Annotated in this window: 12 protein-coding genes and 1 tRNA gene; 9 read left to right on the top strand and 4 right to left on the bottom strand. The window is 63.4% G+C overall.

What is annotated here, in order from left to right:
- Positions 1-9: 9 nt before the first annotated feature.
- The 7 genes from IVA79_RS05470 to IVA79_RS05440 all read left to right on the top strand — a co-directional run bounded on the left by IVA79_RS05470 (position 10) and on the right by IVA79_RS05440 (position 6,863).
- Positions 10-1,086 carry a nitronate monooxygenase family protein gene (locus IVA79_RS05470; protein WP_247550825.1) on the top strand — a complete coding sequence of 359 codons (1,077 nt, stop codon included), beginning with the start codon at positions 10-12 and terminating at the stop codon, positions 1,084-1,086.
- Positions 1,087-1,163: 77 nt separating this feature from the next.
- On the top strand, positions 1,164-1,451 hold the full coding sequence (gene gatC / locus IVA79_RS05465) for an Asp-tRNA(Asn)/Glu-tRNA(Gln) amidotransferase subunit GatC (RefSeq protein ID WP_007611211.1): 288 nt from the start codon (positions 1,164-1,166) through the stop codon (positions 1,449-1,451).
- Between the two features lie 75 nt (positions 1,452-1,526).
- Positions 1,527-1,739, top strand: coding sequence for a hypothetical protein (locus IVA79_RS05460; protein WP_027547180.1), 213 nt, complete (start codon positions 1,527-1,529; stop codon positions 1,737-1,739).
- The gene (gene gatA / locus IVA79_RS05455) at positions 1,736-3,211 is read left to right on the top strand and encodes an Asp-tRNA(Asn)/Glu-tRNA(Gln) amidotransferase subunit GatA (protein ID WP_247550824.1); all 1,476 of its coding nucleotides are present in this window, start codon (positions 1,736-1,738) and stop codon (positions 3,209-3,211) included. Before IVA79_RS05460 ends, gatA begins: the two co-directional genes overlap by 4 nt.
- Positions 3,202-3,507, top strand: coding sequence for a hypothetical protein (locus tag IVA79_RS05450; protein WP_247550823.1), 306 nt, complete (start codon positions 3,202-3,204; stop codon positions 3,505-3,507). The genes gatA and IVA79_RS05450 overlap by 10 nt, the downstream gene beginning before the upstream one ends.
- On the top strand, positions 3,504-4,988 hold the full coding sequence (gatB, locus tag IVA79_RS05445; protein ID WP_247550822.1) for an Asp-tRNA(Asn)/Glu-tRNA(Gln) amidotransferase subunit GatB: 1,485 nt from the start codon (positions 3,504-3,506) through the stop codon (positions 4,986-4,988). Before IVA79_RS05450 ends, gatB begins: the two co-directional genes overlap by 4 nt.
- 1,608 nt (positions 4,989-6,596) lie before the next feature.
- Positions 6,597-6,863 carry a hypothetical protein gene (locus tag IVA79_RS05440; RefSeq protein WP_247550821.1) on the top strand — a complete coding sequence of 89 codons (267 nt, stop codon included), beginning with the start codon at positions 6,597-6,599 and terminating at the stop codon, positions 6,861-6,863.
- Between the two features lie 36 nt (positions 6,864-6,899).
- Here IVA79_RS05440 and IVA79_RS05435 read toward each other — a convergent pair whose 3' ends face one another.
- From IVA79_RS05435 to IVA79_RS05425, 3 genes are all read right to left on the bottom strand, one after another.
- Positions 6,900-7,763, bottom strand: a complete 864-nt coding sequence (locus tag IVA79_RS05435) for an FkbM family methyltransferase (RefSeq protein WP_247550820.1) — start codon at positions 7,761-7,763, stop codon at positions 6,900-6,902.
- 64 nt (positions 7,764-7,827) lie between these two features.
- Positions 7,828-9,837 (bottom strand): tetratricopeptide repeat protein, encoded by a 2,010-nt coding sequence (locus tag IVA79_RS05430; RefSeq protein ID WP_247550819.1) that lies wholly within the window; start codon positions 9,835-9,837, stop codon positions 7,828-7,830.
- A gap of 191 nt (positions 9,838-10,028) precedes the next feature.
- A tRNA-Ser gene (locus IVA79_RS05425) sits at positions 10,029-10,121 on the bottom strand.
- Between the two features lie 752 nt (positions 10,122-10,873).
- Here IVA79_RS05425 and IVA79_RS05420 point away from each other — a divergent pair.
- Positions 10,874-12,376, top strand: a complete 1,503-nt coding sequence (locus tag IVA79_RS05420) for a porin (RefSeq protein WP_247550818.1) — start codon at positions 10,874-10,876, stop codon at positions 12,374-12,376.
- 121 nt (positions 12,377-12,497) lie between these two features.
- The gene (locus IVA79_RS05415) at positions 12,498-12,800 is read left to right on the top strand and encodes a DUF3551 domain-containing protein (RefSeq protein ID WP_247550817.1); all 303 of its coding nucleotides are present in this window, start codon (positions 12,498-12,500) and stop codon (positions 12,798-12,800) included.
- Between the two features lie 214 nt (positions 12,801-13,014).
- Here the strand turns inward: IVA79_RS05415 and IVA79_RS05410 are convergent, their stop codons facing one another.
- Positions 13,015-15,399, bottom strand: a complete 2,385-nt coding sequence (locus tag IVA79_RS05410; protein ID WP_247551428.1) for a lytic transglycosylase domain-containing protein — start codon at positions 15,397-15,399, stop codon at positions 13,015-13,017.
- Positions 15,400-15,505 lie beyond the last annotated feature (106 nt).

The raw sequence follows: 15,505 nt of genomic DNA, 5'->3' as shown, positions 1-15,505 counted from the left end.
GAGCAAACCATGTGGCCTGACCGTCGATTGATCGACCTCTTCAAGACCGAATTCCCGATCGTGCTGGCGCCGATGGCCGGTGTGATGGATGCGGAGCTGGTGATTGCGGTGGCGCAGGGCGGGGCGCTCGGCTCGTTGCCTTGCGCGATGATCTCGCCGGAGAAGGCGCGCGAGCAGGTCGGCCTGATCCGCCAGCGCGTCAAGGCGCCGGTCAACATGAACTTCTTCTGCCACACGCCGGTCGAGCTGACGCGCGAAGCGGAGGCGCGCTGGAAGCAGCGGCTCACGGGCTATTACACCGAGCATGGTCTCGATCCCGCAGCGCCGATCACTGCTGCGAACCGCGCGCCGTTCGATGCGGCCTTTTGCGAGGTGGTCGAGGAGCTGAAGCCGGAAGTCGTCAGCTTCCATTTCGGATTGCCGGAGCAGGCGCTGCTGAAGCGGGTGAAGGCCGCCGGCTGCCTCGTCATCTCGTCGGCGACGACGGTGAAGGAGGCGGTCTGGCTCGAAGAGCGCGGCGTCGACGCCGTGATCGCGCAGGGCGCGGAGGCGGGCGGCCATCGCGGCATGTTCCTGACCGATGAGATCGCCGAGCAGCCCGGCACCTTCGCGCTGGTGCCGCAGGTCGCCGATGCCGTGAAGGTGCCCGTCATCGCGGCCGGCGGTATCGCCGACGGGCGCGGCATTGCCGCGGCCCTTGCGCTCGGCGCCGCCGGCGTTCAGCTCGGCAGCGCTTACTTGCGCTGTCCGGAGTCGAAGGTCAGCGCGGGTGGCCGCAAGGCGCTCGCCGAAGCCCGGGACGATTCCACCGTCATCACCAATGTCATGACCGGCCGTCCGGCGCGCGGGGTCCAGAACCGCCTGATGCGCGAGGCTGGTCCGGTCTCGCCGGATGCGCCTCCCTTTCCCCATGCCGCGACCGCGCTGGCGCCGCTGAAGGCGGCTGCCGAAAAGCAGGGCAAGGTCGATTTCACCAATCTCTGGGCCGGGCAGGCCGTGGCCCTCGGCCGGGAGGTCCCTGCGGCCGAGTTGACCCGGGATCTCGCCAATTCTGCGCTTGCCCGCATGAAAGCGCTTGCGGGATAGGTAGGAAGCGCCGGTTGCGGCGCAAAACCGGCCTCTGCTATACGGCACATAGGTTTTGCCGTGAGAGGCCTTATATAATGTCCGTCGACGCAGCTACCGTCCGCCGCATCGCGCATCTGGCGCGTATTGCGGTTTCCGAGGGCGAGGTTCCGCATCTTCAGGGCGAGCTCAATGCCATGCTCGCCTTCGTCGAGCAGCTCTCGGAGGTCAATGTCGAGGGCGTGGAGCCGATGACCTCGGTCACCCCGATGCAGATGAAGAAGCGGCAGGACGTGGTCAATGACGGCGAGATCGCCGACGATATCGTTGCCAACGCGCCCGCGACCGAGGGGCACTTCTTCCTGGTGCCCAAGGTCGTCGAGTAGCATAGCGTTTTCGAGCGAAGTGGAAGCCGGTTCGCGAAAACGCGTCAAAACTAAAGGGTCTTGGGACGTTGTCCGATGTGTCTGCTTTGCGACGATGAGAAGGCCTATCAGGCCTACATGAACTATCTCGACAAGATGGAGCGGCAGGGCAAGGCTGCCGATCCCAACGTCGCCGTCAATGCCGTGCTCGACGAGATCGAGGCCGCTGCGAAAGCCGCCGCCAAAAAAGACGACCCGGCCAACGACAAGACCCTGTCTCCGTTCTTCTGCAGCCCGATCAACAAATGACCGATTTGACATCGCTGACGCTCGCCGAGGCCCGCAAGGGTCTCGCCGACAAGACCTTCACGTCCCTCGAGCTGACCGACGCGCACCTCTCCGCGATCGAAGCCGCGCGCGTGCTCAATGCCTTCGTGATGGAAACGCCGGACCAGGCGCGCGACATGGCGAAGGCCGCAGACGACAAGATCGCCAAGGGTGAGGCCGGCCCGCTCGCCGGCATCCCGCTCGGCATCAAGGATTTGTTCGCGACCAAGGGCGTGCGCACCACGGCGTGCTCGAAGATCCTCGGCAATTTCGTGCCGACTTACGAGTCGACCATCACCTCGCAGCTCTGGCGCGACGGCGCCGTGATGCTGGGCAAGCTCAACAATGACGAGTTCGCGATGGGCTCGTCGAACGAGACCTCGTGCTTCGGCCCCGTCGGCAATCCCTGGCGGCGCGATGGAAGCAACACGACGCTGGTGCCGGGTGGCTCGTCCGGCGGCTCGGCCTCCGCCGTGGCGGCGCTGCTCTGCATGGGCGCGACCGCGACCGACACCGGCGGCTCGATCCGCCAGCCGGCGGCGTTCACCGCGACCGTCGGCATCAAGCCGACCTATGGCCGCTGCTCTCGCTGGGGCATCGTCGCCTTTGCCTCCTCGCTCGATCAGGCCGGTCCCATCGCGCGCAGCGTGCGCGATAGCGCGATGCTGCTGCGCTCGATGGCCGGCCACGATCCGAAGGACACGACCTCGGTCGACATTCCCGTGCCGGATTACGAAGCTGCGATCGGCAAGTCCGTGAAGGGCATGAGGATCGGTATTCCTAAGGAGTACCGCCTCGACGGCATGCCGGCCGAGATCGAGAAGCTTTGGGAAGCGGGCGCGGCCTGGCTGAAGGCGGCGGGCGCCGAACTGGTCGAGGTGTCGCTGCCGCACACCAAATACGCGCTGCCGGCCTATTACATCGTGGCGCCGGCGGAGGCCTCCTCCAACCTCGCGCGCTACGACGGCGTGCGCTACGGCCTGCGCGACCAGGGCAGGAACATCAAGGAGCTCTATGAGAACACCCGTGCCGAAGGTTTTGGCGCGGAGGTGAAGCGCCGGGTCATGATCGGCACCTATGTGCTCTCGGCCGGCTATTACGACGCCTATTATCTGCGCGCCCAAAAGGTGCGCACGCTGATCAAGAAGGATTTTGAGGACTGCTTCGCCAAGGGCGTCGACGCCATCCTCACGCCGGCAACACCCTCGGCGGCCTTCGGCATCGGCGAGAAGGGCGGCGCCGATCCGGTCGAGATGTATCTCAACGACATCTTCACGGTGACCGTGAACATGGCCGGCCTGCCCGGCATCGCCGTGCCCGCCGGCAAGGACGCGCAAGGCCTGCCGCTCGGCCTGCAGCTGATCGGACGGCCCTTCGACGAGGAGACGCTGTTCTCGCTCGGCGAGGTGATCGAGCAGGCGGCCGGCCGCTTCACGCCCGCGAGGTGGTGGTGAATGTCGCGGCCTTCATCGCGAGCCTCGACGGTGCGGCGCCCGCGCCGGACCTGAACGCGCCGCTGAGAGGTCTCTGGTGGGCCGCCAAGGGCGACTGGGACCGCGCGCACAAGATCGTTCAGGACGACAGCAGCCGTGAGGCGGCCTGGGTGCACGCCTATCTGCACCGCGTCGAAGGCGATCTCGGCAATGCCGGCTACTGGTACCGCCAGGCCGGGCAGCCAACGGCAAAGGATTCATTGGAAGCGGAGTGGGAGCGGGTGGTTTCCGCGCTGCTCGGGGATGGAAAAGCATGAACGCGTCAGTCAGACAGGGAAAACTGATCAAGGGCCAGACCGGCGAGTGGGAAGTCGTGATCGGCATGGAGGTGCATGCGCAGGTCACCTCGCAGTCGAAACTGTTCTCCGGCGCCTCGACCGAGTTCGGCGGCGAGCCCAACAGCCATGTCTCGCTGGTCGATGCGGCGATGCCGGGCATGCTGCCTGTCATCAACGAGGAGTGCGTCAGGCAGGCTGTCCGAACCGGGCTCGGCCTCAACGCTGCGATCAATCTGCGCTCGGTGTTCGACCGCAAGAACTATTTCTATCCGGACTCGCCGCAGGGCTACCAGATCAGCCAGTACAAGTCGCCGATCGTCGGCGAGGGCGAGGTCGTCGTCGAACTGGACGGCGGCAAGGTCGCCACCATCGGGATCGAGCGGCTGCATCTGGAGCAGGATGCAGGCAAATTGCTGCATGACCAGTCGCCGTCCATGTCCTTTGTCGACCTCAATCGCTGCGGCGTGGCGTTGATGGAGATCGTGTCCAAGCCCGATATCCGCGATGCCGAGCAGGCCAAGGCCTATGTGACCAAGCTGCGCTCGATCCTGCGCTATCTCGGCACCTGCGACGGCGACATGGAGAAGGGATCTCTGCGCGCCGACGTCAACGTCTCGGTGCGCAAGCCCGGCGGACCGCTCGGCACCCGCTGCGAGATCAAGAACATGAACTCGATCAACTTCATCGGGCAGGCGATCGAGTACGAGGCGCGGCGCCAGATCGAGATCCTCGAGGACGGCGGCGCGATCGAGCAGGAGACGCGGCTCTACGACCCCAACAAGGGCGAGACGCGCTCGATGCGCTCCAAGGAAGAGGCGCATGACTATCGCTACTTCCCCGATCCCGATCTGCTGCCGCTGGAGTTCAACCAGGCGTTCGTCGACGCGCTGAAGGCGGAGCTGCCGGAGCTGCCGGACCAGAAGAAAACGCGTTTCGTCGCCGATCTCGGCCTGTCGGCCTATGATGCGAGCGTGCTGGTCGCCGAGCGCGAGAGCGCGGTGTTCTACGAGACCGTGCTCGACAGGCTCGCCAACCGCGCGCGCGACGGCAAGGTGGCGGCGAACTGGGTGATCAACGAGCTGTTCGGTCGTCTCAACAAGGAAGGCCGGGATATTACGGACACCCCCGTCAACGCCGAACAGCTGGCTGCGATCATCGATCTGATCGGCGAGGGCACGATCTCCGGCAAGATCGCCAAGGATCTGTTCGAGATCGTCTGGCAAGAGGGCGGCGATCCTCGCGCGGTGGTCGAAAGCCGCGGCATGAAGCAGGTCACCGACCTCTCGGCGATCGAAAAGGTTGTCGACGACATCATCGCGGCCAATCCGGACAAGGCCGCGCAGGTCAAGGACAAGCCGCAGTCGCTCGGCTGGTTCGTCGGCCAAGTGATGAAGGCGTCCGGCGGCAAGGCCAACCCGCAGAGCGTCAACGACCTGCTCAAGTCCAAGCTCGGCGTCTAGCGCCAGCGCATTCGAACGAGGTGATGGAGCGTGTCCGTCACCTCGCTTTCCGTTCGCGGCGCGACGCTCGTACGCATCCTCGGCGGTGAACTTCATCCTGATCGACGGCGATGCGGCGTCCGAATCGCCGTCACGCGATTCGCGCAAAACGGCGGCTTGAACACGCTTCGCCGGGCGCTCGCGCCGTTGGCCATGAAAATATTTTCGTTGCCAAAAGTCGCGACTCAGAGTCCGCGGAGCGCCCTTGCGATGTGATCGCGCCCGTCGCGATAGGCGTCATCGCGTCGATGATGCGCAATGCGTGAGTGCAGGAAAATACTTTCTGCATAGTGTTTTTTTGCAATCGCATCTGTCGCGAGCATGCACGATGCACCCACTTTCTGCGATCAGGCCAACACCTCGTGCGGAGCACCCGCATCGCGCTCGCCAAGCGCACGCGCCTTACGCCGTCAACACTTCTTTAAGCGAGACGCTGTTTTTTTCGTTGTGTTGGTGTATTCGGGATGAGTGTGCACTCGATCCCCGACTGCATGCAGCGATTAGAGCCATCTCACACATCGGAGGGCAACATGGCCAAGAAAGCTAAGAAGGCAAAGAAGGCGAAGAAGGCGAAGAGCGCAGTGAAGAAGACTGCGAAGAAGACCCGCAAGGTCGCCAAGAAGAAGTAACTTCGACTTCTGAAGTTGCCGGCTCTAGCAGCCGGCACGTCATCAGCGCCTCAAGGTTCTGATCGACGATAGAGGGTGTCGGCGAGACATCAGGTCAACGGTCGGATCGTTCTCTCGACGGTCCGGCAGAAGAAACGAGTTTTCTTCGTTCGGTGCGGTTCTCCGCAAGGGGCTCCGCAATTTCACAAGCGGCCTTCGGGTCGACGTGAAATCTGGTCCTGACGTGTTCGCCGACGCCCTCGTTCTCCTGAGGCCGGGGCATTGCCGGCATTCCTTTCCCAGACATTGCTGTTCTGACCATGACGTGGCCGCTCTGCCATTGAGCAGCGCGACGTGCCGCGTGCATGTTGGGGCCCGCAGTCCGCGCGTCGTTCCGCGTGTGCGGTGTCATCGCCCGGCCCGATCCAGTGCGCCGCAGCTTCTCAGTAGCATCGGTGGCCGTTGAACCCGCTGCCGCACATTCCGTCCTCATCCTGAGGGCCCGCCAAAGGCGGGCGTCTCGAAGGAAGGCCCCAGACGAACAGTCTTCCAGCGCGATCGCCCTGGCGCCTTCGCGAGTGACGACGGAGAGTGGGCAGCCGCGGGCACGCGCCACCGCGCGCGATGGTTATCGTTCTCCCAAAATCGCAGGGTAAACCGAATCTGACGAATCGCAGAAGTGCCCGTCAAATAAGGGCTTTTTGCATTCCTCGCGCTCGCGCCGCGCCTCCGCGTTTACGTCTGCTTCATCGCGATACTTAAACTGCCATTCAAATTTGCCCGCCATCATCGCCTCCAACAAGCCGGCAAACGGCAATGGGCAAGAAGCCTTGGCAATAGGCAAGAAAGCCTTGGGGATGAGTTGAACAGTGCACGATCCCGGGAAGGGTCATGCACATCAGAGTTGGACGGGAGCCGCGCTCGGGGGAACGAGGCGGCACAAGAACAAAGGGGATGCGTGATGTTTCAGGGTACTTTCAATATCGAGACGGCAACGCCGATCGACGCGAGCGCGCTGTCGGACGTGCTGTTCGAGCGTGGGATTTATTGGGCGAGCGGCCGCGCCGGCCTCGTCGATCTCGTCGCCGCACATAAATGGTTCAACCTCGCCGCGCTGAAGGGCCGCAAGGACGCCGTGGCGCTGCGCCAGGAAGTCGCCGGGCAGATGTCGGAGATCGAGATCTCGGCCGCGCAGCGTGAGGCGAGGGCGTGGGTTTCCGCCCACTGAGCGATTCACCCCGGCCCGGGCGATCGTGCAATCAGTTCAGCGTTGCGTAAGCTGGATCGACGCCATGTAATCGTGAATCGCCCGATCGGGGATCGCCTTGCGCGCAACCAGGTGGTGCACGCAGTTCGCGACTAGGTCGAACGAGTGGTAGCAATGATGAGCGATCATTGCGAGATGCTTGAGTTGCTCGACCGTCATGGCAGCCGGCCGCATGAAGTTTCGCACATAGACGATATCGGCCTCCAGTAGCTGGTTCATGGCCGCGTGGGGATTGGACGGGTCGCTCAATGGAGCGATCATGCGCTGTTTGACGGCCGTAAAAGCGTGAGGAATGAACCCCTGCTTGCGCAGTTCGCCATCAATATCGCCGAAGGTTGGCTGGTCCTTGTACAGGCAAAGAAACGAGGCCTCCGTTTGGACGGCGACTGCCTGCTTCAGCTTTTCCCGCCCGCTTCCGAAGACTGCTAATTCGGAGCCCTGAACGTCAATTTTCAGGAAATCCAGATGCTGGATTTCGGCAATATCGTCGAGCCGGCGGGTCTGGACCGGATGTTCGCTGACGACGCTGCCCCATTCGGCAAATTTTGCAAAATGCGACAGCACATTCTGATCCGGAAGCAGCAGGCTCGTCATTCCCGGTAGCCGGCACAGACGCAGTTTTGCCTTGTGCCCAGTCCCAACGACATAGTGATAGTAGCTCTCGAGATCGCTCTTGCGGGCATTGAGCTCTGCAAGCGCTTCGTCCTGCGGTTCAAAGCCAACGACGGTACAAAGTCTTCGTTGCAGCATCGCCTTGTAGGGCGGCTCGCCATCGATCGGATTGGCTCCGACATCAACCACCGAGGTCAGCCGTTCCGGCTGGATGAGGTTGTTCAAAAGGTCCGGTTCGTTGTCAGTCATATGCGATTAAGCTCATGGAAGGAATGACATGAGGCTTCAGGCCAAGGCGACCTCATGACGAGATTTAGACGGCAAACGAAGCCGGCGCTTCGCCAGCGCAGTGGCGGCGCCACATTTCATTGAAGGCCTTTTCGATGTGTCGCGTCATCCGGGCAGTATCGAACAGAGGCCAAGTGGTCCGATGTGCCGCCAGCTTGCTCTTGAGGGCGGCTCGAAGTTCGGAATCACGCGCGATCTGGACCGCTAAGCCCTCATATTCGTCCAGTGATCGCGTCACCAGCTCAGGAAGGCCGACAGCATTCAGGAGGCTGGCTGCAACGCGTCCGGCGAAGGTGGTGCCAAGGCAGGTCAGGACCGGCAAGCCGGCCCAGAGGGCGTCGCTGGCCCCGGTGTGGGCGTTGTAAGGCAATGTGTCCAGGAACAGATCGGCGACCTGGTGGCGGGCCAAATGCTCGTCAGCAGGGACGGGCGGTGCGAACACGATTCTCTCGGCTGCGATCCCCCGCGCAACGGCTTCGCGCTTCAGATTCTCCGTGGCGGCCGGGTCTCCATCCAGCAGCCAAAGGACGCTCCCGGGTGTTTTGTCGAGCAACCGCATCCAGACGCCGAACAGTGGGGGAGTGATCTTGGGGCTTCTGTTGAACGCGCAGTAGACCAACGCATCGTCCGCCAGTCCGAGCTGGCTCCGGCTCGGGGAATATGACGGGAGTGGGCGCTTGGCGTCGGTCGCCTGGTAGCTATCGGGAAGATAGATCACCTTCTCGGCGTAATAGGGCTGCTCTGCTTCGGGGATGACGATCCGGTCGGCCATCACGTAGTCGACATAGGGGGCGCCCATCGTGCCGGGAAAGCCGAGATAGCTGACCTGGACAGGAGCCGGCCGGCGCGCAATGATTTTCGGCCGCCCACCGGCGGTGAAGCCGCCGAGATCGACGAGAACCTCGATATCGAGCTGGCGGATCAGCTTGACGACGTCCTCGTCCGCGAGATCGCTGACATCTTCAAAACGTTCGAATGCGGCCCTTAGGCGCTTGCGCATCTGGCTGTCGTCGTCGGGCCCGTAGGAGATGGCGGTGACGTCGAAGCGCTCGCGGTCATGCTCCTCGAAGACCCCGGCCATCAAATACGCGGTGGCATGACTGCGAAAATCGGCCGACATATACGCGACCCGGAGCCGCGACGCCGGTCTCGGCGTTGCAGGCCTGGCGGCACCCCCGTCCGGGGCCACCTTGGCGACATAGGTCTTCGCGCAGGTCAATTGGCGCGCAGGCGATGAGGAGACATGAAAGAAGGTGAAGGGGTCGACCGGCACGCCTGCCTCGACAGCCTCGTCCATGGCGGCCTGTTCACGTTCAAAACTGCTCCAGTCGCCGCGCTTCCGTTTGCAAGCGACAAGGTTGCTCAGCGCAAACGGGAATGTCTTATCAAGTGCGACCGTTCGTTCCAGCGCCGCGATCGCTTGGTCGTCGTGTCCCAACTGGCCAAGAACCTCAGAGACCGCGAAATGGTTCTGTGGGTCGGCCGGTGCAATCTCGATGGCGCGGCGGTAGCTGTCACGCGCTTTCTCGAGTAGACCAAGCTGCTGCAACGCGCTGCCTCGGTTGGCGAACGCGGCGCTCGACGGTGCGATCGCAATGGCGCGATCAAACTCGGCTATGGCTTCGCGAGGCTGCTGCTGCGCAATAAGGATCGCTCCGCGATTGAGATGCGCGTCCGCGAAGTTCGGAGCCAGGGCGATCACCTTCGCAAGCCAGGCGAGCGCATCATCCGGCTTGTCTAATGCACGTAGCACGTTGGCATAGTTGAAGAGTACGTCGGGATTGCCGGGATCGACGCGCGCGGCCCTCTTCAGCAAAGGCTCGGCGTCCGAAAAATGACCGCGCTGGGCGTGCAACAGCCCCAGCATATGGAGCGCGACGGCATGCGTCCTGCTGCCCTTCAGGATCGTCGTGTAGGCCCGTTCAGCGTCCGGCAGATTGCCCGAACGGTGGGCCGCAATGGCCTGGTCCAGAATAGCTGACGGATGGAGTGAGGGGGGGGCCGAGGCGCCCTTGTTGCGGCCTTGTTGTGACATGCGATGGATTTCTGGATCCGATCTAGGGGGCAGTGCTCGGGCGAAATGGTGCAAAACTCTACAAGGACGCGCAAATCGCGTGGGCTCTCCGTGACCATCCTTGCTCGGAGCTCTCGTGTCGGCATCGCTGATCCCTTTCCGCCGAAAAGATGCGGAGACCTTGATTCCGCTGATGGGATTCTGCTGGCGCGTGGCGGAGAGGGAGGGATTCGAACCCTCGATACAGCTTGAGACCGTATGACGCTTTAGCAAAGCGTTGCCTTCAGCCACTCGGCCACCTCTCCGGTGCGAGCCTTATGCATCTATTTGCTCGGGCTGGTCAATTTGGAAGCGCGTGTTTTCGCTCGAATATTCCCAGTGATTTGCGAAACGAGGCGGGTTTGCGGTCGGACGAGGGCATGGCGCCGAATTTCCGAGGAATTCAAGGCGCCTAGAAGGGACGAGCGCCGCCAGATCCTGGCTCGCCGAACTGTCGAGCCCGATCGTCCCACGGCCATGACCTCCATATAGAGAGTGACAGAGAGCGTCACCCGGGGCGCCGGAGGCGTTTGCAGCGGCCTGTTCGCGTCGGATTGCGCGGCGGGGAGGCGGTTGATGCCTGCACATTGAGTCTCCTCTGATTCCACGATTCGAGCGGCTCAAAGCTGGCTCAAGCCGCGGCCTCGCGCGCGGCGCCTCATGTGGGGAACTTTGATGGCGTTTGGAACCGCTCCGAAAACATCAATGTAAACAAAGTGTTGCAAGGGCGACTTGATCACATCTGCGTGTTATTTGTGCAACACCCGTTGGAAAACACGCTCTACCGGCGCGTTTCGGAGCGTTCTCTTGTTGTGTGTGCAAGGACGTTCGGTAATTGTGACTGAGCGACGGAGGGGGGCATCCCGAGGTCGTCCCGTTTAGGTCATTCGCTTAAGTCCCTCGCGTTCATGCGGGTGTGTCCGAAGACGCGAAGGAACCGAAAGCGGTGATTTAGAGGGAGTTGGGGAATTGGCCGTCCGGTCAGTGACCTTCCCTGAGAGCAACTTGGAGGTTTAACATGAAGTTGGTAAAGAGCCTTTTGCTCGGCTCAGCGGCGGGTCTGATCGCCGTGGGCGGAGCTCAGGCAGCCGATCTCCCCGTGAAGGCCAAGGCGGTCGAGTACGTGAAGATCTGCTCCCTGTACGGTGCGGGTTTCTACTACATCCCGGGCACCGACACCTGCATCAAGCTGGGTGGTTACGTCCGCGCTGACATGGTTCTCGGTGGCGCTGGCGACTATGGTTTCAGGCAGAGCGCGAGCACCTCGAACGGTGGCTCGAACAACCGTCTGACGAACTACTTCTACAGCCGCGCTCGTCTCGACTTCAACATCGACACCCGCACGGCGACCGAGTACGGCGTTGTTCGTACCTACGCCGACACGATCTTCAGCTATGATTCGCAGAACGTCACTGGCAGCAACCCGTCGACCTTCTCGACCGGTTCGGCGACGCTCGGCCTCTACCATGCGTTCATCCAGTTCGCTGGCTTCACCTTCGGCCGCACCGTCTCGATCTTCGACGCTCCGTGGCAGAGCTATCCGGCTGGCGGTCCCGATACCATTCCGGGCGGTTCCAACCACGTGACCGGTATCAACCAGGTCGCTTACACCGCTGACTTCGGCCAGGGCGTCACCGCTTCGATCGCGATCGAAGATCCGACCACTCAGTCGAACGGCCAGGGCAACCTGTGGAACATCAACGCTGCCAATGCTGCGACGTTTGTTCAGGGCGTCTACGGCAACAACGGCTGGGGTGGAACGCGCTCGCCCGACATCGTCGGCGCGGTCCGCGTAGACCAGGCCTGGGGTCTTGCCCAATTGTCGGTTGCTGCGCATGAGCTGCATGCCGGCTACTACGGCACGACGGAACCCACGGGTCACCCGTCGGACAAGTGGGGCTGGGCTGTGCAGGGCTCCTTGTCGATCAAGAACATCCCGACCGGTGCGGGCGACTCGATCAACTTGCAGGCGGTCTACACCGACGGCATGTCGAGGGAGAACTTCCAGATCCTGTTCCCGCAGTCGTTCTTCATGTACAGCGGCACGGGCGTGGCTGGCGCCTACCAGAGCGTCGGTTTCGCTGGTATCACTGACGGCGTGTTCAGCGCTGCCGGCGGTGGTATCGAGACCACGAAGACCTGGGGCGTCCGCGGTGGCTACACCCACAACTGGAGCCCGAACTGGATCAGCGCGATCTACGGCGGCTATGGTGCTTTGAGCTACAGCACCAATGCCAAGGCGCTGATCTGCGCGAACTTCGCTGCTCTCGGCCCGTCGGCTGGTGCGACCTGTAACCCGGACTTCAACTTCGGCGTTATCGGCATCAACACCGTCTGGACTCCGGTCAAGAACCTGGCGTTCACGGCCGACCTGAGCTATTCGCGTCTGGATCAGAAGTACTCCGGTACGGTCAGCGGTGCGAACACTGCGGTCGCAACTGCCGCGAAGCCGGCAGCTGTGTACGAGCTGAAGGATCAGAACTCGCTGATCCTGTTGCTCCGCGCTCAGCGCACCTTCTAAGATCAATCCTCGGATTGGTTAGAGAACCCCGGCAGGAAACTGCCGGGGTTTTTATTTGTGAGCCGTGCACCGAGCACCTAAATGGTGGATCGTTCGAGAGCACGGTAAGGAGCTTCTGGCCATGAACATTTCGACGATCTGGAGACGGATGCTGAGCGTGCTCGCCGCGACATCGATGGTTGCCGTGGTGACTCCGGTATTCGCGCCGGCGGCTGCCGAAGTCTTGAACCCCAACTATCCGGTGTGCCTCCAGCAATGGGAGTGGGGCGGCAGCAGCACGATTTCCTGCAGCTACCGGTCGTGGGAGGATTGCAAGGCTTCTGCGATGGGATTGCCGGCGATGTGCCTGACGAACCCATATTGGTCTCAGCCGACTTCAGTTCGCCCATCTCACCGCCGGTCCGCGCCCGACAGGATGTGGTGAGGATCGAATCCTGAGCTCAAGGCGCGGGGTCTAGAGCGCGATGCGATTGGGATGCACGCTTCAGGAAGGCATAGGTTGGGTTCAGACCGCAGCCCACCAGCCGATCAGCGGCAATGCTTGTTCCAGTTCTATCGCCATGCGGCCGGCAGCGTAATGGAATTTTGCCGAAGCCCCCGGCCACGGCCCAGGGCAGGATCGGCTTCACCGACCCATCTTACTCCACGCTGCCGGCGCCGCGGCGCAAATCGGCCTCGATCTGCAACCGCGAGCCGCCGCCGAAGCGGGCGCGGTAGACCTGAAGGTTTTCCATGATCCGCTGCACGTAATTGCGCGTCTCCGAGAACGGAATCAGCTCGACCCAATCGACCGCGTCGACCTTCGGGTCGCGCGGGTCGCCGTAGCGGTCGATCCACTTCTTCACACTGCCGCGGCCGGCATTGTAGGCGGCAAAGGTCATGATGTAGGAGCCGCGGTAATCCTCGAGCAGTCCGCCGAGCTCGGCCGAGCCGAGCGTGGCGTTATAGACCGAATCGTTCTTCAGCCGGCCCAGATCGTAATTCGCGCCGTGCCGCTTGCAGACATAGCGCGCGGCGTCCGGTGTCACCTGCATCAGCCCGTAGGCTTGTGCCGGCGAGACCACCTTGGGATTGAACGCGCTTTCCTGCCGGGCGATCGCGTAGACGATGCTGCGCTCGACCTCGGGGCCGATCGGCGTGAACTGCGGAATGCCGTTGACGGGGTAGGCGTAGAAGTCGAAGGGCAGGCCGCGGTTGAGCGCGGCCTTGCCGACCAGCAGCATGCCGCGCGCGTCGCTATAGCGCTGGGTCAGTTCGCCGAGACCGGCAAGCGCCTCGGGGTCGCCGTTCTCGCCCATGTCCGCGAGCAGCGGGATCGCCATCTCGCGCTCGTCGAGCTCGTAGAGCAGTTGCGCGGCGCGCACGATCTCCAGCCGTTCGGCGCCGCGTCCGCGCGGCTGGCTGTTGAGCTCGATCTGGGGAAGGCCGAGCTTGGCGCGGGCGAGTTGGCCGTAATAGCTGGTCGATTGCTCGGCGGCGCGGGCATAGGCGTTGCGCGCCTCCTGCTGGCGGCCCATCGCTTCCGCGGCGCGGCCCTGCCAATAGCCGGCACGCGCCAGCGCGGTCGGATTGGCGCTGCCGACCCCGATGCGGGCGAAATGCTGCGCGGCGGCGGCGGGGTCGTTGAGGAAGCGAAGCGCGATCCACCCGGCGGTGAACTCCTGCTCGGTCTTGTAGATGTCGCGCGAGGGCAGCGCCGCATCGCGCGCGATCAGATAGGCGCTGCGGAATTCCTCGGTGTCGATCATCTTGCGCGCCAGCAGGCGCCGCTCGATCCACCATTCGTCGAGATTGTGGAGCCGGTTCGGATCCTTCGGCGCGGACAGCATGAGCTGGGCGGCTTCGGCGAACTTCTCCTCGCGGCGCAGGAGCTGGATCTTGCTGAAGATGAAGCCGGGATCGCTGTGCAGCTCGCGCGGCACCGCGTCGAGCAGCGCGCGTGCATTTGGCGCCTTCTTGACGGCGGCGATGCGGGCCTTGGCGAGTGCGACATAGCCGGCGCCGAGGCGCTTTGCAGCGCGCAGCGCGGCCTCGTTCTCGCTACCGTAGAGCAGGGTGTCCATCCGCGCCTTCTGGTCACCCGGCGTCAGCAGGGCGCCGAACTGGTCGAGCGCGTTGTTCTCGGTGTCCTCCGACATCGGATCGCTGCGCCAGGCCTCGCGCACCAGCCGTTCGGCATTGGCGCGGTCGCCGCGCGCCAGCATCGCCTTGGCGAGCGTGAAGCGGCCCTTGGCCGAGATCGGAGACTCGTTCGCGAACCACGACCACGCCACGGAATCGTCGCGCCTGTCGTCCCACATCGCAGCTTCGAGGCGCCGGCGCAGGAAGGTCTGCGACGGCCAGCTCGGATTGGCGGAGAGGAAGGCGCGGTAGCGCTCCACGGTGGCGCCATTGTCCTCGCTGCGCAGGATGATCCATTCCGCGAGTTTTCGCGCGACCGGATCCGAGATGCTGGCGCTCGCGTTCGTGGCCTCACCCCCCTTGCGCGCGCGCACGAGCTCGATGACGCTCTCCAGGGTCTCCTTGTCGCCCTGCGACGTCGACGACGTCGCAGCGATCGCGGCCGGTATGACCGGCTTGCGCGGCGCGGCATGCTGGCGGGTCGCCGGAGCCAGCACCGGGGCGGCGGCGGGTTTCGGAGCAGGCGCGGAAGGTCTGACGGTGGCGGTCACGGCTGGCGCGGGGGCCGTTTTCGGCGGCGAGCCGCTCGCGGCCGGGTGTGACTTCGGCGCAGGTGCTGCTGCGGCAGGCTTGGGCTTGTCCTTCGCGGCGTCTTTTCCGGCGCTCTTGCCAACGTCCTTGCCAGCCTCCTTGGCTGGTTTCTTCGCCGCATCCTTGGCCGGCGCGCTAGTCGCACCTTTGCTCGCGCCCTTGGCGGCGTCCTTCGTGGCTTCCTTGCCAGTTCCCTTGGATGAGCCCTTCGCAGCGTCCTTGGCGGCTGGCTTCGCAGTGTCCTTGGCGGTCTCGGCCGACGTCTCATTGGACTTGGCCAGGGCGGCGCAGCCGACCGACAGCCCTGCCATCAGGCACACGACCAGGCCGGTGGATCGCCAAGCGGCGCGAGGGAATGAAGTCACGGGTTTCGTCGCCCCGAATCAGTCAAGTGGCTCAAGATCTAGCTGTATTTGA

The sequence above is a fragment of the Bradyrhizobium sp. 138 genome, from assembly GCF_023074075.1.
Lineage (GTDB): Bacteria > Pseudomonadota > Alphaproteobacteria > Rhizobiales > Xanthobacteraceae > Bradyrhizobium.
The sequence above is the reverse complement of the archived record's forward strand: the minus strand, read 5'-3'. Positions and strand labels throughout refer to the sequence as shown.